The following is a 19510-nucleotide window of genomic DNA, read 5'->3' as shown; positions in this document are numbered from 1 at the left end:
TCCCGCGAATTCCTGTGGTCGGGCCATCGTCCTTCACGAAAAGGCGCCGCGCGTGGTTCGTTTCTGGCATCGCGCAGGCAAGGGCTGGCAGAAAGCGGCGCGTTCGCGCACATCAGGAATGAGAGTGTTCTCATGACGCGCCGATGCAATCCGTGGAGGATGGGCCGCATCATCCCACCCGAGGACAGCCCGATGCTTCCCGTCCAGCTAGCGATGCCCCTGGCCCTGATGGTCGGCGCGGCCATCGCCGCCACGACCGAGTCCCCTTGCGCCGAATCGGCGAGAAGCGAAACGCCGCAAGCTCGCGCCGATCGTGCGCGTGCCGCGTTTCTCGACCATGGGCAGCACGGCGTCCATGTGCGCCTGCATGAACGGCGGCACAGCCGCCATCCGCACCCCCTGCTAGGCGCCTTCTGAAAAGAAACGCACCACGTCGGCCAGATCGCGCGTGCGCGGCATGGGTGGCAGGCTGGCGAGGAACAGGCGGCCGTAGCCTTTGCTGCTGAGGCGCGGATCGCACAGCACGAGCACGCCGCGGTCGTGCACGTCGCGAATCAGGCGCCCGGCCCCTTGCTTCAGGGCGATCACGGCGGTGGGTACCTGCCACCCCATGAAAGGATTGATGCCTGCCTCTTCCAGCGCTTCCAGGCGGGCCTGCAGCACCGGATCGTCGGGCATCGCAAAGGGCAGCTTGTCGATGACCACCACGCTCAACGCGTCGCCCGATACGTCCACACCTTCCCAGAAGCTCGCCGCGCCCAGCAGCACACCCGTGCCGCTGGCGCGGAATGCCTCCAGCAGACGATGTCGCGGAGCCGTGCCCTGCACGAACAGCGGCCAGGGCACGCGGCCTTCCAGCAGCTCGGCAGCCCGCCGCAAGGCGCGATGCGATGTAAAGAGCAGGAAGGCACGGCCGCCAGATGCATCGAGTACCGGACGGATGGCGGCGATCACGCGGTCGGTGTAATCCCGCGCCGCCGGGTCCGGCAGATCCTTCGGCAAGTAGGCAAGCGCCTGACGCTCATAGTCGAACGGGCTTTCCACGTGCAGCGTCCGTGGCTCCTCGAGCCCGAGCTGACGCGAGAAGTGCCCGAAATCCCCGGCAATCGAAAGCGTGGCGGAGGTGTGTATCCACGCCGCGTCCGTGGACATGCGCATGGCGCGCAGCGGCGAGGCGAGATCCAGCGGCGTGGCGTGCAACGCGAAGCCGCGGGGCCAGGTTTCGTACCAGCGCACGTCGCTCGCGGAATGTTCCTCTGCAATGCGGTCGAGCCGCAGGCTGAGCATCTGCGCCCGCTCGTACACGTTGGCGAGTCCGCGCGATCGCTCGCCGAGGGCAGCAAGCAGATCGGCCAAGGCGGCCATCACGTCGCGCAATTCCTCCAGGAGTTCGCGCACGCCGGCCTCGCGGTCGAGAGCGCCGAAGGGCCCGCGCGCCGGCAGCGGGTCCATGGCGAGGCGCAGCCGCTTCACCAGGTCGTGGATGGCCTCCACTGGCTCGAGCAGCTGGCTCATGGCGCCCGTGACGCCCTGCGCCTCGGCCAGGGCATCCTGGCCGAGGTCGACGACCTGCCGCGAACTCACGCTCTGCGAGAAGAACTGCCCCGCCAGTTCCGGGATCTGGTGCGCCTCGTCGAGGATGAACGCGTCGGCGCCGGGCAGGATCTCGCCGAAGCCCTCCTGCTTGAGTGCGAGGTCGGCCATGAGGAGGTGGTGGTTCACCACGACGAGGTCGGCCTCCATGGCTTCGCGCCGCGCCTTCACCACGTGGCAGTCCTCGAAGAAGGGGCATTCCGAGCCGAGGCAGTTCTCCGGCGTGGAGGTGACCCGCGGCCACACCGGCGAATCTTCGGGGATATCCGCCATTTCCATCCGGTCGCCACGACGGGTGCGCGCCGACCATGCCCGGATCGCCGACAGCTGCGAGACGAGCTGGCGATCGGGGTTGCCTTCGCGCACCGCCTGGTCCAGGCGGTACAGGCAGAGGTAATTGGCGCGGCCCTTGAGCAGGCTCAGGCGGGCGCGACTGCCCAGAACCGAGTGCACGCGCGGCAGGTCACGGAAGAACAGCTGGTCCTGCAGGGCTTTCGTCCCGGTGGAAACGATGACCTTGCGCCCCGACAGGAGGGCCGGCACGAGGTAGGCGAAGGTCTTGCCGGTGCCCGTGCCCGCCTCCGCCACCAGGAGGTCGCGGTCCGCGATGGCGGACGCCACGGCCGAGGCCATGCGCTGCTGGGCCTCGCGCGGCGCGAAACCCGGCACTTCGCGGGCGAACGGACCTTCCGCGCCGAGGATCGCGGCCACTTCGTGTTCAGTCATCCGCCAAGTATCGCCTACAATGACGGTCTTTACCCCTGAGCCCACGCATGGACAAGAGTTTCGAGCCCAGCCAGATCGAGTCGAAGTGGTACGCCCACTGGGAGTCCAACGGCTATTTCAAGCCGTCCGGCAAGGGCACCCCCTACACGATCATGCTGCCGCCGCCGAATGTCACGGGCACGCTGCACATGGGGCACGGCTTCCAGCACACCATCATGGACACGCTGGTGCGGTACCACCGCATGCGCGGCTTCGACACCCTGTGGCAGCTCGGCACCGATCACGCCGGCATCGCCACCGAGATGGTGGTAACCCGCCAGCTCAACGCCGAGGGCAAACAGCGCGCCGACCTCGACCGCGACGCCTTCATCGCCCGCGTCTGGGAATGGAAGAAGGAATCGGGCGGCACCATCGGCCGCCAGATGCGCCGCCTGGGCGTGTCCGGCGACTGGAGCCGCGAAGTCTTCACCATGGACGAAGGCCCGTCGAAGGCCGTGGTCGAGACCTTCGTGCGCCTGCATGAGGAAGGCCTGATCTACCGCGGCCAGAAGCTGGTCAACTGGGACCCGGTGCTGAAGACGGCCATTTCCGACCTGGAAGTGGTCAGCGAGGAAGAAGACGGCTCCCTCTGGTCGATCCGCTACCCGCTCGCCGACGGCTCCGGCGAACTCGTGGTCGCCACCACACGCCCCGAGACCATGCTGGGCGACGTGGCCGTCGCCGTGCATCCGGAAGACGAGCGCTACGCGCACCTCGTCGGACGCATGCTGAAGCTGCCGCTGTCGCAGCGCGAGATCCCGATCATCGCCGACGAGTACGTCGAGAAGGAGTTCGGCACCGGTTGCGTGAAGATCACCCCGGCGCACGACTTCAACGACTACGCTATTGGCCAGCGGCACAACCTGCCGCTGATCAACATCCTCACCGACGACGCGAAGATCAACGACGCGGCGCCGGAGAAATACCGCGGCATGGACCGTTACGTCGCGCGCAAGGCGGTGCTCGCCGACCTGGAGGCCGAGGGCCTGCTGGTCGAGACGAAGAAGCACAAGCTGCAGGTGCCGCGCGGCGACCGCACCGGTCAGGTAATCGAGCCCTACCTCACCTGGCAGTGGTTCGTGAAGATGGACACCCTTGCCGCGCGCGGCATGGAACTGGTCGAACATGGCCACGTGAAGTTCGTGCCCGAGAACTGGATCAACACCTACCGTCACTGGCTCGGCAACATCCAGGACTGGTGCATCAGCCGCCAGCTTACCTGGGGCCACCAGATTCCGGCGTGGTACACCGACGGCGGCTCGGTGATCGTCGCGCGCGACGAGGCAGAGGCGAAGGCCAAGGCGGCCACCCAGGGGTATACGGGCACGCTGCGCCGCGACGCCGACGTGCTGGAGACCTGGTTCTCGTCATCTCTGTGGAGCCATTCCACACTGGGCTGGCCCGATCCGCAGGCACAGGCGGAGCGCGGTTTCGACCGCTACCTGCCGACGAACGTGCTGGTCACCGGCTTCGACATCATCTTCTTCTGGGTGGCCCGGATGATCATGATGACCGACCACTTCACGGGTGAAGTGCCTTTCAGGGACGTCTACGTCACCGGGCTCATCCGCGACAAGGACGGGCAGAAGATGTCCAAGTCCAAGGGCAACGTGCTCGACCCGCTGGATATCGTGGATGGCATCGGACTGGACGAACTGCTCGACAAGCGCACGCGCGGCCTCATGCAGCCGAAGATGGCCGAGAAGATCGAGAAGGCCACGCGGAAGGAATTCCCCGAAGGCATTCCGGCCTTCGGCGCGGACGCCTTGCGCTTCACCTTCGCCTCGCTTGCAACGCACGGCCGCGACATCAAGTTCGACCTTGAGCGCTGCGCGGGCTACAAGGCGTTCTGCAACAAGCTGTGGAACGCCACGCGATTCAAGCTCGACACCCTCGTCAGGTTCAAGGGCGACTTCGCCGACCCCACGTGGTTCGCCGACAGCTATTCCGACGCGGACAAATGGATCAGGACCCGCCTCGCCGCGACGGCCGAGGAAGTGAAGGCGCAGTTCGCCGTCTATCGCTTCGACCTGGCGGCGAAGGCCATGTACGAATTCGCATGGAACGATCTCTGCGACTGGTACCTGGAACTTTCGAAGCCCTCGTACCGCCTGGAGGATCCGACCTCCGACCAGGACGACGGCCAGTTCGCGGCGCCCAGTGAAGCCGCGGCCGCCGCATACACGCTTGCCACGACGTTGGAAGCGACTTTCCGCCTCCTGCATCCGGTGATCCCCTTCATCACCGAAGACCTCTGGAAGCGCGTCGCGCCGGCTCTCGGCATCGAAGGCGACACGATCATGCTGCGTCCGTATCCGGAGGCGTCCGACATTGCCACCGACGACACGGCCACCGCCGAGATCGAATGGGTGAAGGACGTACTCACGGGCGTCCGCCGCATTCGCGCCGAGATGAACATCGCGCCGGGCAAGGTCATTCCGCTGCTGTTCGCAGACGGCGACGCTGTGGATCGCGCGCGCGCGGAGAAGTTCGCCGTGCAGATCGCCTTCCTCGGCCGCGTGGAGTCGCCGGCATGGGTATCGGGCGAGGAGCCCGCCGCGGCGGTCGCCGTGGTCGGCGGCATGCGCGTGCTCATCCCGTTGGAAGGTCTGATTGACGTGGGCGCCGAGAAGGCACGCCTGGCGAAGGAGATCGCGCGGGTGGAAGGCGAGATCCGCAAGTGCGAGGCCAAGCTCGGCAACGCCAACTTCGTGGCCAACGCCCCCGCCGAAGTGGTGGAGCAGGAGCGCCAGCGCATCGCCGACTGGACCCGCCAGGCCGACGCGATGCGCGAGCAGGCGCGCAAGCTGGGCGGCTGACAGCCGCCCGCGGCAGGCCAGCTTTGTGTGGGAGCCGCTTCAGCGGCGATGGAGGCTCGCGGCAAGGTTGCCCGCTGCCGCGGGATCGCCGGCATAGCCGGCTCCCACACGGCACGATTTACATATCGTGTTTCGTGACTTCGAAGCCGGCCTGCTTGTACTGCGTCCAGCGGGCGCGCGAGCCTTCGCGCTCCGCCGGATCGGCGGCCACCACTTCCAGCACGCGATCGAACTGGCCAGGCGCGCAGGTATCGCGCAGGTTGATCACCAGCGGGCGGTCGCGCGTTTCCACGCCGGGCGGCACGATCAGCACCGCCGTATCGTCGTCCTGCTCGTCACCGGCAAGCTGGTGCGGGATGTAGGCGTCCTCATCGAACGCCCATAGGTACTCGTCGATCGCTTCGGCCTGCTCGAAATCGCGTGTGAGGATGAGCGTGGGCTGCTGCGCGCCGAACGCGCGCTTCGCGAGTTCGCACACCAGCAGCAGCGGATCCTCGCGAAAACGCGGCTTGTCGATCAGGTAGAAATCGGCGCGCGGCATCGGGTGGGTATCAGCCGGCCGAGGCGACGCGGTCGAGCAGCCACTGGGTCAGCAGCGGCACCGGACGGCCGGTGGCAAGGCCCTTGCGCCCTTCGTCCCACGCGGTGCCGGCAATGTCGAGATGCGCCCAGCGGCGGCCTTCCGTGAACCGGGCGAGGAAGCAGCCCGCGGTGATGGCACCGGCATACTTGCCGCCGATGTTCGCCACGTCGGCAAAGCCCGAGTCGAGCTGGCTCTGGTAGTCGTCCCACAGCGGCAGGCGCCACGCGCGGTCGAGGGTGGCCTCGCCGGCTGCCAGCAGTTCCGCGGACAACGTTTCGTCCTTGGTCATGAGGCCGCTGGCGTGCTTGCCGAGGGCCACCACGCAGGCGCCCGTGAGCGTCGCGGCGTCGATGATGGTGTGCGGGTCGAAACGCTTGCCCGTGTAGGTGAGCGCATCGCAGAGGATCAACCGGCCTTCCGCGTCGGTGTTGAGCACTTCGATGGTGATGCCGGACAGGCTGGTGAGCACGTCGCCGGGGCGGTAGGCCGCACCGTCCGGCATGTTCTCGACCGCGGGCACCACGCAGACCAGGTTCACCGGCAGGCGCAGCTTCACGGCCGCCACGAAGGCGCCGAGCACACCCGCCGCACCGCACATGTCGAACTTCATCTCTTCCATGCCCGGGCCGGGCTTGAGGCTGACGCCACCGGTGTCGAAGGTGATGCCCTTGCCCACGAAGGCATAGGGACGCTCGCCCTCCTTGCCGCCGTTCCATTGCAGGATCACCAGGCGCGGCGCGTTGGCCGAGCCGCGGGCGACGGCGAGCAGCGAACCGAAGCCCTCGCGCTCCATGTCGGCGCGGTCGAGGCTCTCGAACGTGACGCCCTCATGAGCCTCCGCGAAGGCGCGGGCCTGGTCGGCGATGTAGTCCGGGTTGCAGATGTTCGGCGGCAGGTTGCCGAGTTCCCGGGCGTAGCGGACGCCCTCGGCGATGGCCCGTGCCTCGGCGATGCCGGCCTCGCCATCGGCGGGACCCACCAGCGTGACGGATGCCAGTTCCGGCTGCGCCTTGTCGCGGGGCTTCACCGTGGCGGTATAGCGATAGGCCACGTGGTCGGTGACCAGGGCGGCCACCCGCAGGCGCCATGCGGCATCGCGGCCCGGCACGTCGACCTCGGGCAGCCAGCTGGTGGCCTCGGCGACCGGCAGGCGACCGATGGCGCGGGCGGCCTCGGTGGTGACGCGCTGGTAGCGCGCGGCGTCGAAGGTCTTCTGCGCGCCCAGGCCCACGACGAGGATGCGGGCGGCGGCCACGCCGGCCGGGTGCAGCAGGGTGACCACGCTGCCGACCTTGCCGGTGATGTCGCCCGCTTCAACGAGGCGCTTGATGAGGCCGTCCGCGGCGGTGTCTATACGCGCCGCGGCGCTGGTCAGGACGCCGTTCTCGTAGACGCCTACCACGGCCACCGGGGTGGCGGTCGATTCGGGAGCATGGGAACCGAGGCTGAACTGAACCGTCATAGCTAACTGTCCTGCGAAAGCCCGCCGGGGCCCGGACAGGCTAGACTTATGGTTTGCCGGCAGGGACTGACGCGGCACGAACCGCCAATTCTATCAAATGCTCAGCATCCTCGACCGTTATTTCCTGCGCGAGCTGGCCTACGGGGTCCTCGCGACGGCCATCGTGCTGCTGGTGATCTTCGCCGGCGGTGCCTTCGCGACCGTGTTGCAGAAGGTCGCCAACGGCAGCATCCAGCCCAGCGTCATGTTCGAGGTGCTGGGCCTGCAGATGGTGGACCTGCTCTCCACCCTCCTGCCCATGTCGGCCTTCCTCGGCACCCTCATCGCCCTGGGCCGCATGTACCGGGAAAGCGAGATGCACGTGCTGGCCTCCTCCGGCATGGGCCCCCGCGGCATGCTGCGGCCGGTCACCCTGCTGGCTGTGGCCGCCACCATCGTGGTGGGCCTGGTGTCCCTCTGGCTGGGCCCGCTCTCGGCCCGCACGGCCGACCAGGTGATCGCCGCCGCCAACAAATCCGTGATCGCCGCCGGCCTCGATGCCGGCCGCTTCACGGAACTACCGGGCAAGGGCGGCATCATCTTCGTCGACACGTTGAGCCGCGACGGCACCGTGCTGGGCAAGACCTTCCTCGCCACCGACCGCACCGACAGCGACGGCAAGCCGCAGGTTCGCGTGGTGAACGCGAAGAACGGCCGCATGTACCAGGAAAGCGACGGCCAGAACCGGTTCCTCGCCCTGTTCGACGGCTGGCAGTTCGAGATCCCGCTGGGCGCCGACAACTGGCGCCGCATGAAATACGAACGCAACGACATCTCGCTGTCCAACATCACGGACGACGACGAAGACAGCGATCCGGCGCACGAGGCATCCACCACCGAGCTGTTCAAGTCGCTGACACCCGACAACCTGGGTGAACTGGTGTCCCGCTTCGCGGCACCCGTGAGCACCCTCGTGCTGATGATGATGGTGCTGCCGATGTCGCGGCAGGCGCCGCGCGACGCCCGCTACGGCCGCCTGCTCATCGCCGTGCTGGCCTATTTCCTCTACGTGGTGTGGCAGCTGATAGCGCGCGCGCAGATCATCAAGGGCCACCTGCACACCTCCGCGCCCATCTGGCTGCTGCATGCCATCGTCTTCGGCGTGGCGGCCTGGTACTTCTGGCGGCAGAACGCCCCCCGGCGCGTGAAGGGAGCCCATTGATGGCCACGCTCACCGTCAAGCGTGCCGACCGTCTGATCGGCTTCAGCGTCCTCGGCACCTTGCTGCTCGTCTGGCTGGTGCTCACCGGCTTCGACGCCCTCACGCAGTTCGTGCGCCAGCTTGGCAACATCGGCAAGAACGGCTTCACTCTCTACGACGCCATCGCCTACATCATGCTCACGGTGCCGCGGCGCCTGTATCAGATGTTCAGCAACGCGGCCCTCATCGGCGGCCTGCTGGGCCTGGGCGGCCTGGCCGCCACCGGCGAACTCACCGCGCTGCGCGCCGCGGGCATGTCCAAGCTGCGCATCGCCGTCTCGGCGGCGGGTGTGGTCGCCGTGCTCACCCTGGCGGTGGTAGTCATGGGCGAAACGGTGGCGCCATATGGCGACCAGCACGCACAGGCCATCCAGGTGCGCATGCGCTCCAGCAACTTAGGTTCCACCAGCAGCGGCCTGTGGGCCCGCGACGGCGGCAAGATCATCAACGCCAAGTCCGCCATCGCCACGCAGGACGGCGACCGCCCTACGGTGAAGCTGGTGGACGTTCGCGTCTACGACTTCACCCCCGACGGCCAGGTAAAGACGTTCTCGCATGGCGATAGCGCCATCCACGACGGCAACCACTGGGTCATGAGCAATGTGCGCACCACGTCGCTCGACGCGGCCGGCACGCATTCGACGCACGAAGACACGCAAACCTGGGCCTCGAAGCTCAACCCGCACGTGCTCGAACAGTCGGTGATCCACCCGGAATACCTGTCGATGAGCGATCTGCGCCGCAACATGCGCTACCTCGAAGCCAACGGGCAGAACCCGGGCGCCTATGCGGTGGCCTTCTGGGGCCGCGCGCTGTTCGCGGTGAACACGCTGGTGCTGGTGCTTTGCGCCATGCCCTTCGCCTTCGGCTCGCTACGCTCCGGTGGCCTCGGCAAGCGCCTCTTCATCGGCATCATCCTCGCCATCGGCTGGTACTTCCTGCAGGGCGCGATGGTGAACTTCGGCACCGTTTACGGCCTGCCTCCGCTGCTGGCGAACCTGTTGCCCACGTCGTTGCTGATCGTGGGTGCGTTGGCGTATTTCAGGCGATTTGGTTAGGTTCAGTGCTCGAGCGCCGTGCAAACGCTCTCGAGCACGCTGTCCAGATCGCCCCCCGTCATCGGCTTTCGCACCAGCGCATCCATGCCGGCATCCTTGATGGCGGCGAGTTCGTCGCCTGCGGAGCGGGCCGTGACCGCGACGATGGGAATGTCGCCCATGCCGTCCATTCGCCGCACCATGCGCGCCACCTGGAAGCCGTCGACCATGGGCAGGTCGAGGTCGAGCAGCATCGCGTCGAAGGTCTGGCGCGACAGTTCCGTCATGGCGGCGAGGCCGTCGCCCACGGCCGTGACGGTGTGGCCGCGTTCCCGTAGCAGGCCGACGATCACTTCGCTGACCACCGCGTCGTCTTCCACGAGGAGCAGGCGCTTGCCCTTCATGCCGGGGGCCACCAGTGGCGCACGCAGCCCGCCTTCGCCGCAGCGGCAAGGCGCCAGGGGAAGGCTCACGACGAAGGCGGTGCCCTGCCCCAACTGGCTGCGCACGCGGATGTCGCCCCCCATGAGCGCGCACAGCTCATGGCAGATCGCGAGGCCCAACCCGGAACCCTGCGCACGTTGCGGCGAACCGCCCTGTTCGAAACGCGAGAACACCCTTGCGCAGAGTTCGGGCGACATGCCCGGTCCGGTGTCGGTCACCGTCATCACGAGCGACGAGCCCTCGTATCCCACATGCAGCGACACCCCGCCCGCCTCCGTGAACTTCACCGCGTTGTTCACGAGGTTCTGCAGGATCTGCCGCAAGCGGATGGCGTCGCCGCGGATGCACTCGGGAACGTTCGCATTCAATGACGACGACAGGTTGAGACCCTTCTCCCTCGCATTGCACGCGGCCAGCGCGATCACTTCGCCGGTAAGCGCGCGCAGCGGCACGCACTCGGATTCGAGCACGAGGCGCCTGGCCTCGATGCGGGTGAGATCGAGCGCATCGTTCACCAGCCGCAGCAAGGTGGTGCCCGATCGCCGCACGGCTTCCACATAAGCGCGCTGTGTTTCATCCAGCGGCGTGCTCGCCATCAGTTCCGCCATGCCGAGTACACCGGTCATCGGCGTACGGATCTCATGGCCCAGCGTGGCCATGAAGTCGGTTTTCGCGGCATTGGCTTCCTCCGCCAGGCGCCGCTGCTGCTCGGCTAGCTTGAGGCGCATGGCTTGGCGCACGCGCCGGCGCATGCTCAGCACGAGCGCGGCGACCGCCGCGATGAAGAGGAGCATGTAGCTCAGCCACGCCCACCAGCGAAGCCACGGTGGCGCATCGACGACGATCGTCAGAGGATGGGGCAACGTGCCACTGACCCCGTCGCGTCCCGCGCCGGAGATGCTGAGGGTGTAGGCGCCCGGAGCGAGGGGAGCGAAAGCCCGCTGGCCGTCCTTGCCCGTGCGCATCTTCGTGGTCTCGCCGTCGTGTTCCAGGGAGAACACCAGATGATTGCGGTCGGGATTCACGTACGAGAGCGCACGCGCGTTGACGATCAATTCGCGGTCGTTCCACGCAAGGCGCAGCGTGTCCTTGTCGATGGGCAGGGGCGTGCGCATTCCGCCGCGCAGCACGGATGCGCCGAGCACCACGATGGACGGCTTCCGCGTATGGTCGCGCTGGCGGTCGGGTCGGAAACCCACCAGGCCGCCGAGCGTGGCGCCGTACATCGTGCCGTCGTCGAGTTGCACCGTGGTGGCGTTGGTGAATTCGCCGTTCGCCAGTCCGTCGGCGAGGCCGAAGGGACGGAACTTGTCCGTGCCCGGGTCGAAGCGCCAGACCCCGGTTTCGCCATAAAGCCACAGGCGTCCGGCGACGTCGCGGCGCACGTTGAGGATGTCCGCCGAGGGAAAGCCGTGCACGCCCTTGACGCAGCGGTCGCGCTGGGCGTGCCGTCCGTCCCAGCGGTAATGCTCCAGGCCGTCCGGACGCACCACCCAGAATCCGTCCTCGTCCGGTTCGAATGCGTTGATGCGGCCGGGCGCCACGCCGGGAATGAAACGCATGTCGCCCGAGGCGCGGTCCAGGCGGGCGAGGCCTGCGAGGCTCGCCTGCCAGAGGTCGTCGCCGACCACTTCGATCTGCCGCGTGTCGGTCATGCCGCGGCGCGACGCCGCGAAGGGAATCGAACGCGCGCGGCTCAGGTTCGCGTCCAGCTTGAACAGTCCCTGCCCCAGCGCGGCGACGTACACTGCGTCGTCGGGACCGCGGACAAGCATGGTCACGGGGTGGTCGATGGTCGCTCGCAAGAGCGGCCGCGTCTTGCCGTCCTGCCCCAGCGAAAGACCGTCCACCGTACCGATGAGCAGGCCGCGCGGCGTCTCCAGGAGCGATTGCACGCGCATCGCCTCGATGTCGAAACCTTCCGATGTCTTGCCGGTGGCGGGATCGAATCCGCGGATCCAGCCATAGAGGCCACCCACCCATAGCTTCGTGCTGCCCTGTGCAGCGACTGCCTTCACCGTGCGTCCCGGGAAGCTGGAAGGGTCCGTGGCCACATCGGCGAAACGGGTGAAGTCGTCCCAGGCGGGGCCCAGATAGGCAAGCCCCCCGTCGCTCAACGCGAACCAGAGGCCGTGCTCGCGATCCTCCAGCATGCCGCGCACGTTGCGTCCCGGCAGCCCGCCCTGGGCGGTCCAGGCACTGCGCACGGCATGCAGGCGGCCGTAGCGATCGAGCATGCGAAGCCCGTCGGGGCCCGAAACCCACAGGATGCCGTGGCTATCGGCAAGCGAGGCATAAAAGGGAGACGCCGCCAGGCGCCGGTCGCGGTGCAGCAACCCGTCGGGGGCGAGGCGATACAGGCCGTGATCGGTCGCGAAGCGCAGCTCGGCCGCGTGCCCGTCGATGCGCAGCACGCGCGCGTGGCTGCCGTCCTCGAACGGCACCGAGGTCATCGCGCCCGCGGCATCCACCACCGCCACGCCCGCGTCGGTGCCGATCCACACACGGCCGTCGTCCGATGCATGAAGCGCGCGAATGGAGGTGGCCAAGGGGCCGTCGGGCCCGGCGACCCGCTCCTGGAGGCCGGTGCCATCGGGCTGCATGTGCATCAGTCCGGTGCCTGTGCCGATCCAGATGGAACCGTCGCGAGCTTGCGCGATGGCGCGCACGTCGTCGTCCACGAGTTCATCGCGCCATTGGGCGAACGTGCCACGGGCGGGATCGTACCTTCCGAGACCCAGGTCGGCGCCGCCGATCCAGATGCGATCGTCCCTGTCCACGAGCAGGGCCGACACCCCGCCCGCGGGCAGCGACACCCCTTTCTCGGGACCCGTGCCGGGGCTGACGAACTGCACGCCGTCGAAGCGGGACAAGCCCACCGATGTGCCCACCCAGATGAAGCCGTGACTGTCCTGGGCCACGGCGCGGACCTTGCTGCTGGGCAGGCCTTCATGCAGCCCGTAACTGCGGAACTGGGGGGTGGGCACCGGCGGCATGGTGACCGCGAAAACGGGAAACGCCACGATCCAGCCGATCGCGGCCGCGAGGATCCATCCCGGGATGAGCGTGTCATGCATACGCGAATTCCTGTTGCGCCCCGGATGATGCCATGCAGGCTGACGGGGGCAATCGGCAAATCGCCTAGCAGGCGTAGTCCGACACCCACATGGGACCTGGGTCGTGGCACTAGAATGTCGACATGTCCTCCCGGCTTCGCCTTCTCCTGGCCGCTGTCGGCCTGCTTGCCTTCGTGTGGCTGCTGCTGGCGGCGCTCGACCGCGCGCTGGCCCTGGCCCAGCGTTTCATGGGTCTGCCGGCCGGCATGCGCTGGCTGCTGGGTCTCGTCCTGCTCCTGCTTGTGCTCGCGGGCGTCGCTTTCGGGGTGTGGTGGTTACGCCCGCGCAAGCCTCGTGCGCCCATCACGGCACCGGACCGCGCATCGCTCGAAGCGCGAATCGAAAAGCTGCGCGAGGCCGAGACGGATGTTGAGGAACTTCGTAACGAACTGGGCGAACTGGACCGCCGCCGCGCGAGCGCGCGTATGTACATCGCGGTGTTCGGAGAGATCTCCACCGGCAAGTCCACCCTGATCGCCGCTCTGGTACCGGGCGCGGCGCCAGCACGCGACGTGCGCGGAGGCACGACACGCGAGGTCGCCACGTACGACACGACCGTCGACGGCCAGGACTGGACCGTGGCGGACGTGCCCGGCTCGTCCGAAGCCGATGGCGAGGCCCGCGAGCGTATGGCGCGTGAGGAAGCATTGCGCGCGCACGCCGTGGTGTACGTCTGCGCGGGCGATCTCACGCGCACGCAAGGCGAGGAACTGCGCTGGCTGGGCGACTTCGGCAAACCGCTGGTGCTGGTGGTGAACAAGGCCGATCAATGGCATGCCGAAGAGCTCGACCGTATTCTGGACCACGTGCGCGAACAGGCCGGCGGCATTCCCGATGCGGTGGTCGCGATCAGCGCGGGCGGCGAGGAACGCTTCACGCGGCACCTCGCGGACGGCAGCACGGAAGAGGTGACGCGGCGCAGGGCCGCGAACGTGCGGCCGCTTCGCGATGCATTAGACCGCTTGCTGGCGCCCGGCGCAGCCGCGCTGGAGGCACAGCGTGAAAACGCGGTGCTCGCCGGCCTGCACGAGCGGACCGGGGAACGCGAGCGGGCCTACCGCGACGAGGAAGCCCAGCGCATCGTGCGCCGTTACGCGCGCCGCGCGATCGTCGGCGCCATGGCGGCCGTGGCACCCGGCAGCGACCTCGTCATCCAGGGCGCGCTCGCCACGGGCATGGTGCGGGCCCTGGCGTCGCTCCACGACGTGCGCGTTACCGACGTGGAAATCGACAGCCTCTTGCGCCAGGTTCGCATGACCTTGCGCACCGGCACGTCCGTGGTGCTCGCGATCGCGGGCAATGCGTTGAAGGCGTTCCCGGGCCTGGGCACGCTCGGCGGCGGTGTCTTGCACGCTTTTGCCTATGCGTTGATCTTCGACAGCTTCGGCCGGGCGCTGGCGGCCACCCTGGCCGAGCGGCATGCACTCGATCAGGACGACGCCAGCGCCCGCATGCGCGAACTGCTGGGCGATGCGGGTACCGCGCGCCTTCGCCAGCTGGCCGAATTGACCGGCGAGGCCCTTCGGAATCGCTGAGAGAACGATGCGTTCACGGCCGGCGGGCTGACAAGGCGGCCTGACTCGCGCCACACTCCTCTCCATCGGCCGGATACCGGCCTTCGTGCGACAGGCCACCACGCATGCGTCACGCCCGCCAGCTCCTTCCTGTCCTCCTCGCGCTCGTACCGCTGGCAGCGCTGGCCACGCCGGTCACCTACACCGTCGATCCCGTGCACAGCCAGGTGGTGTTCAACGTCGACCACAACGGCTTCTCCCGGTCCTTCGGCCGCCTGCGCATCACGGAAGGCACCATCGTGTTCGACCGCGACGACTGGTCGAAGTCGTCGGTGCAGGCCACCATCGACCTCGCATCCGTCGACATGGGCGACGCCGGGTGGGACAAGGCGGTGCGCGGCTCGAACCTCCTCGACAGCGACCGGGCCCGCACGGCGCGCTACGTCAGCGAGTCGGTGGAGAAGCGCAGCGACGACGAAGGCGTGGTGCATGGCAAACTCACCTTGCGCGGCACGACGCTCCCGGTAGACCTGCCGTTTCGCGTGAACCGCGTAGGCAAGACCATCTACGGCCTGCACACCGTGGCGGGTTTTTCCTCGCACGTCACGCTCGATCGCACGGCCTACGGCATGACGGCCAACCGCGGCTCGATCGGCACCGACGTCTCGGTCTGGCTGGAGATCGAAGCCATCCGGGGCGGCGAAACCCAACATTCCAACGACAAGGAAACCTCCGATGCCCCTGCGCAGTGACCACACCCGCTGGAGCACCGTCGTCAAGACATTCCACTGGACGATGGCGCTGCTCATCCTGGGCAACGGTGCCTTCGCCTACTGGATGGACGGCCTCAAGCCATCGCTGCACAAGATCAACATGTTCGCGTTGCACAAGTCGATCGGCCTCACCGTGCTGGCGCTGTTCTTCCTGCGCCTGCTGTGGCGGGCGATCGATCGCCGTCCGCCGGATGAGCCGGCGCCGGGTTGGCAGCGGGTGGCCGCGCATGTCGTGCACGGCTTCCTTTACCTGCTGATCGTGGCCATTCCGCTCAGCGGCTGGGCCTTCAATTCGGCGCACGGCTACCCGCTGCAGTACTTCAAGCTGTTCAACCTGCCTGCGCTGGTCGAGAAGAACGAAGCCTGGTCGGAAATCCTGGAAAACGTGCACATCTACCTGTTCTGGTTCCTGCTCCTCGTGCTCGTCGCGCACATCGGCGGGGCCTTGAAACACCATGTCGTCGACCGCGACGACACCCTCCGCCGCATGCTGCCTTTCGGCCGCGCGAAGCGGAGCACATCCACCCCTCCCGGAGAAACCCCATGAGCCCGACGATCCGCCGCCTGTCCCTGCTTGGCCTCGCGCTGGCCCTGCCCCTCGCCGCCACCGCAGCGGACTACCAGGTGGGGCCCGGTAGCACGCTCGGTTTCAGCGGCAAGTTCCAGGGACAGCAGTTCGATGGCATCTTCGGCAAGTTCGACGCGGCCATCAGCTACGATCCCGCGAACCTCGCCACGGCGAAATTCGACGTGACGGTGGACCTCGCCACCGCGAAAACCGGCGATGGCGACCGTGACAAGGCCCTGCCCACGTCCGACTTCTTCGACACGTCGAAGTTTCCGAAGGCACACTATGTCACCACCGGTTTCAGCAAGGACGCAAAGGGGAACGTCGTCGCGAACGGCAACCTCACGCTGCACGGGGTCACAAAACCACTGGCGTTGAAAGTCGTATTCAATCCGAATGCCGGCGGCGCGCGCCTGTCGGTCACCGGCACCCTCAAGCGCCTCGATTACGGCGTGGGCAGCGGCGACTACAAGGACACCTCCACCATCGCCGACGAAGTCCTCGTCAACGGCACGCTGAACCTGCTGCCCAAGTAAGCGGCGCACGGTGGACTGGCGCGAACGCCTGCGTGGCATCGCCTCGCGCTTCCGGCGCGGTGGCGATGACGTGCCCGCGTCCGACGAGCGGGGCGGCGCGGTGGCAGCCAGCCTGCGCGATCTGCTTGCCGATCCCTCGATCCCTGCCGACGTGCGCGAAGCGATGGCGGCGGATTTCCAGCGTGTCGAACGCATGCTCGACCGGTTGGAGAACGAGGAATTGCACGTGGCCGTGTTCGGCCGCGTATCCGCCGGCAAATCCGCGCTGGGCAACGCCCTCCTCGGACGCGACGCATTCGCTGTCGGCGTGTTGCACGGCACTACCACCGACGCCGACGCGGCGCGACTGGACGAAGCCGCCGCCGCGGGGCTCACACTGATCGACACCCCCGGTATCAACGAACTCGGCGGCGAGGCGCGTGAAAAGCTGGCCTTCGAGGTCGCCGAAGTCTGCGATCTCATCGTGTTCGTCGCCGATGGCGACCTCACCCGCGAGGAACGCGACGCGCTGCGCGCGCTGTCGACGACGAAGCGACCGCTGCTGCTCGTGCTCAACAAGTCCGACCGTTACGGCGAAGACGAGCGGGAGGGCCTGCTGTCGCGCCTGCGCGAGCACGCCGCCGGGCTGGTCGCTCCCGAGGACGTGATGGCCGTGGCGGCGCGGCCAGCGGCGCGCGACGTCGTGGAAGTGGACGCCGAAGGACACGAACGGCGAAGCAGCATGCCGCGGCCTCCCGACGTTGCGGCCCTGAGGGACCGCCTGCTCGCCATCGCGAAACGCGAGGGCAAGGCGCTGTCCGCGATCAACGCCGGGCTTTTCGCGGGACGGCTCACGGATCAGGTGAGCGAACGCATCGCAGCCGCCCGGCGCGAGGTGGCCAGCCGAGTCATCCGCCAGTACTGCATCGCCAAGGCGATGGCCGTCGCCCTGAATCCCGTCCCCGTCGCGGATCTGCTCCTGGCGGGCGGGCTGGACGCCGCGATGGTGGTCCAGCTCGGGCGTGTCTACGGCCTGCCCCTCACGCGCAGCGAATCGGGCCGCCTCGTCGCCGTCATCACCACGCAGCTGGCTGCGCTGATGGGCGCGGTGTGGGGCGTGCAGCTGGTGGCATCGGCGCTGAAGGGTCTGAGCGGCGGCTTGTCCGTCGTGGTCACCGCCGCGGCCCAGGGGGCGTTGGGATGGTATGCCACCGTCCTGATTGGCCGTGCCGCGGAGCATTACCTGATATCGGGCAAGTCCTGGGGCGAACACGGTGCGAAGCGCGCCGTGGCCGGTGTCGTGGCGGCACTCGATCGCGATTCGATCCTGCGCGAGGCGCGCGAGGAAATCCTGCGGCGGCTGAAAACCCGCCGCGCCCCGTAGGAGCGCGCCCTACAGGGCGAAAGCCTGGACCGCCGCCACATCGAACGGCCAGTCCAGTTCCGCTCCGTCGTTTCGCCGCAGCACCGGCACGCGTGTGCCGTAACGCGCCTCCAGCGCCTCGTCGTCGTCGATCCAGGCCGAATCGAAATCCGGAAAACCGGCCTCCGCCAGCAGGGCCAGGGCCTGATCGCAAAGGTGGCAGTCGTCGCGCTGGAAAAGGACGAAACGGGACATTCGCGTGTGTATGGGGTCGCGGGACGCGGGGGCGTAGAATAACCGGTCACCTCCCATAGCCAACGTCTCCCCAAGCCCATGGCAGTCAGCGTTTTCGACCTCTTCAAGATCGGCATCGGCCCGTCCTCGTCCCATACCGTGGGCCCGATGCGCGCCGGCGCGCGCTTCGCCGAACACTGGCTGGAGGAAAAAGGCGTTCTCGAGCGCGTGGCGCGCGTGCGCTGCGAACTGTTCGGCTCGCTGGCCATGACCGGCCGCGGCCACGGCACCGACAAGGCCGTGCTGCTGGGTTTTGAGGGCGAATGGCCCGACCGCGTCGACCCTGACACGATTCCCGCCACGCTCGAACGCATTCGGTCGAACAAGCGCATCCGCATCCTGGGGCGCCACGAGATCCCGTTCGACGAGAAGGGCGACCTTGTCTTCAACAAGCGCCAGAAGCTTCCGTTCCACACGAACGGCATGCGCTTTTCCGCCTATGACGCGGACGGCAACGAGCTGGCTACCCGCGACTACTATTCGGTGGGCGGTGGTTTCGTGGTCAATCCCGACGAGGCGGCGGAAGACCGCATCGTGGCCGATACGAGCGAACAGCCCTACCCGTTCTCCACCGGCGACGAGCTCATGTCGCTGTGCAAGGAGCACGGTCTCACCATCGCGCAGCTGATGATGCGCAACGAAAGCATCTGGCGCCCGGAAGCCGACACCCGCGCCGGCCTCCTCAGGATATGGAAGGCCATGCAGGACTGCGTGGCACGCGGCCTGCGCTCCCCCGGCGTCCTGCCCGGCGGTCTGAAGGTGAACCGCCGTGCGCCCGCCATGGCCGCGGAGCTGCGCGCCCAGCCGGAAGCGGCGCTGCGCGATCCGCTCACCATCCTGGACTGGGTGAATCTCTACGCGCTCGCCGTGAACGAGGAAAACGCCGCCGGCGGCAGCGTCGTCACGGCGCCGACCAACGGCGCCGCCGGGATCGTGCCCGCGGTGCTCCACTACTACCGGCACTTCTGCCCGAGTGCCTCGGAAGAGGGCGTGGTCGAATTCCTGCTCACGGCCGGTGCCATCGGTATCCTCTACAAGGAAAACGCCTCGATTTCCGGCGCCGAGGTCGGCTGCCAGGGCGAGGTGGGCGTGGCGTGTTCGATGGCCGCGGGCGGTCTTGCGGCGGCCTTGGGCGGTTCCGTCACCCAGGTGGAGAACGCCGCCGAGATCGGCATGGAACACAACCTCGGCCTCACCTGCGACCCCATCGGCGGCCTGGTTCAGATTCCCTGTATCGAACGCAATGCCATGGGCGCGGTGAAGGCGATCAACGCAAGCCGCATGGCACTCAAGAGCGATGGCAAGCACCACGTCTCGCTCGACAAGGTCATCGCCACCATGCGCGACACCGGCCGCGACATGAAGGACAAGTACAAGGAAACCTCGCGCGGCGGCCTTGCCGTCAATGTCATCGAGTGCTGATT

15 protein-coding genes are annotated in these 19510 nt (G+C 67.7%); 10 read left to right on the top strand and 5 right to left on the bottom strand.

Translation table 11 applies throughout. The features are described 5' to 3' along the window. The first annotated feature begins 192 nt into the window (after positions 1-192). Complete coding sequence (locus FHS47_RS19440) at positions 193-417, top strand: hypothetical protein (RefSeq protein WP_167032215.1); 225 nt, start codon at positions 193-195, stop codon at positions 415-417. On the opposite strand, the gene FHS47_RS19435 is transcribed toward FHS47_RS19440, so the two are convergent. After that, entirely contained in the window at positions 403-2319 is a 1917-nt protein-coding gene (locus FHS47_RS19435) for an ATP-dependent DNA helicase (protein ID WP_167032212.1), read from the bottom strand. The genes FHS47_RS19440 and FHS47_RS19435 overlap by 15 nt on opposite strands. A gap of 47 nt (positions 2320-2366) precedes the next feature. Here FHS47_RS19435 and FHS47_RS19430 point away from each other — a divergent pair, with 47 nt between their 5' ends. Then, positions 2367-5177 carry a valine--tRNA ligase gene (locus FHS47_RS19430; RefSeq protein WP_167032209.1) on the top strand — a complete coding sequence of 937 codons (2811 nt, stop codon included), beginning with the start codon at positions 2367-2369 and terminating at the stop codon, positions 5175-5177. 118 nt (positions 5178-5295) lie between these two features. Here the strand turns inward: FHS47_RS19430 and FHS47_RS19425 are convergent, their stop codons facing one another. Both FHS47_RS19425 and FHS47_RS19420 read right to left on the bottom strand, forming a co-directional pair. Continuing rightward, positions 5296-5718: a DNA polymerase III subunit chi gene (locus FHS47_RS19425; protein WP_167032206.1), complete on the bottom strand. Its 423-nt coding sequence runs from the start codon at positions 5716-5718 to the stop codon at positions 5296-5298. 10 nt (positions 5719-5728) lie between these two features. Beyond that, entirely contained in the window at positions 5729-7222 is a 1494-nt protein-coding gene (locus FHS47_RS19420; protein ID WP_167032203.1) for a leucyl aminopeptidase, read from the bottom strand. A 97-nt stretch (positions 7223-7319) separates the two neighbouring features. Between FHS47_RS19420 and lptF the strand changes: the two genes are divergently transcribed. After that, complete coding sequence (gene lptF, locus FHS47_RS19415; RefSeq protein WP_167032200.1) at positions 7320-8423, top strand: LPS export ABC transporter permease LptF; 1104 nt, start codon at positions 7320-7322, stop codon at positions 8421-8423. After that, positions 8423-9520, top strand: coding sequence for an LPS export ABC transporter permease LptG (gene lptG / locus FHS47_RS19410; RefSeq protein ID WP_167032197.1), 1098 nt, complete (start codon positions 8423-8425; stop codon positions 9518-9520). Before lptF ends, lptG begins: the two co-directional genes overlap by 1 nt. A gap of 2 nt (positions 9521-9522) precedes the next feature. On the opposite strand, the gene FHS47_RS19405 is transcribed toward lptG, so the two are convergent. After that, positions 9523-13020: an ATP-binding protein gene (locus tag FHS47_RS19405; protein ID WP_167032194.1), complete on the bottom strand. Its 3498-nt coding sequence runs from the start codon at positions 13018-13020 to the stop codon at positions 9523-9525. Positions 13021-13142: 122 nt separating this feature from the next. On the opposite strand from FHS47_RS19405, the gene FHS47_RS19400 reads away from it, so the two are divergent. The 5 genes from FHS47_RS19400 to FHS47_RS19380 all read left to right on the top strand — a co-directional run bounded on the left by FHS47_RS19400 (position 13143) and on the right by FHS47_RS19380 (position 17813). Further along, the gene (locus FHS47_RS19400) at positions 13143-14594 is read left to right on the top strand and encodes a GTPase (protein WP_167032191.1); all 1452 of its coding nucleotides are present in this window, start codon (positions 13143-13145) and stop codon (positions 14592-14594) included. Between the two features lie 104 nt (positions 14595-14698). Continuing rightward, on the top strand, positions 14699-15325 hold the full coding sequence (locus FHS47_RS19395) for a YceI family protein (protein WP_167032188.1): 627 nt from the start codon (positions 14699-14701) through the stop codon (positions 15323-15325). Further along, on the top strand, positions 15309-15893 hold the full coding sequence (locus FHS47_RS19390; protein ID WP_167032185.1) for a cytochrome b: 585 nt from the start codon (positions 15309-15311) through the stop codon (positions 15891-15893). The genes FHS47_RS19395 and FHS47_RS19390 overlap by 17 nt, the downstream gene beginning before the upstream one ends. Then, a complete protein-coding gene (locus tag FHS47_RS19385) occupies positions 15890-16450 on the top strand; it encodes a YceI family protein (protein WP_208382153.1) in 561 nt (186 codons plus the stop codon). Before FHS47_RS19390 ends, FHS47_RS19385 begins: the two co-directional genes overlap by 4 nt. A 70-nt stretch (positions 16451-16520) precedes the next feature. Next, positions 16521-17813 (top strand): GTP-binding protein, encoded by a 1293-nt coding sequence (locus FHS47_RS19380; protein ID WP_343203535.1) that lies wholly within the window; start codon positions 16521-16523, stop codon positions 17811-17813. Between the two features lie 9 nt (positions 17814-17822). On the opposite strand, the gene FHS47_RS19375 is transcribed toward FHS47_RS19380, so the two are convergent. Beyond that, positions 17823-18047 (bottom strand): glutaredoxin family protein, encoded by a 225-nt coding sequence (locus tag FHS47_RS19375; RefSeq protein ID WP_167032182.1) that lies wholly within the window; start codon positions 18045-18047, stop codon positions 17823-17825. Between the two features lie 78 nt (positions 18048-18125). Here FHS47_RS19375 and FHS47_RS19370 point away from each other — a divergent pair, with 78 nt between their 5' ends. Further along, positions 18126-19508: an L-serine ammonia-lyase gene (locus FHS47_RS19370; protein ID WP_167032179.1), complete on the top strand. Its 1383-nt coding sequence runs from the start codon at positions 18126-18128 to the stop codon at positions 19506-19508. The last annotated feature ends 2 nt before the right edge of the window (positions 19509-19510 follow it).

Source organism: Luteibacter sp. SG786 (assembly GCF_011759605.1).
Taxonomy (GTDB): domain Bacteria; phylum Pseudomonadota; class Gammaproteobacteria; order Xanthomonadales; family Rhodanobacteraceae; genus Luteibacter.
The sequence above is the reverse complement of the archived record's forward strand: the minus strand, read 5'-3'. Positions and strand labels throughout refer to the sequence as shown.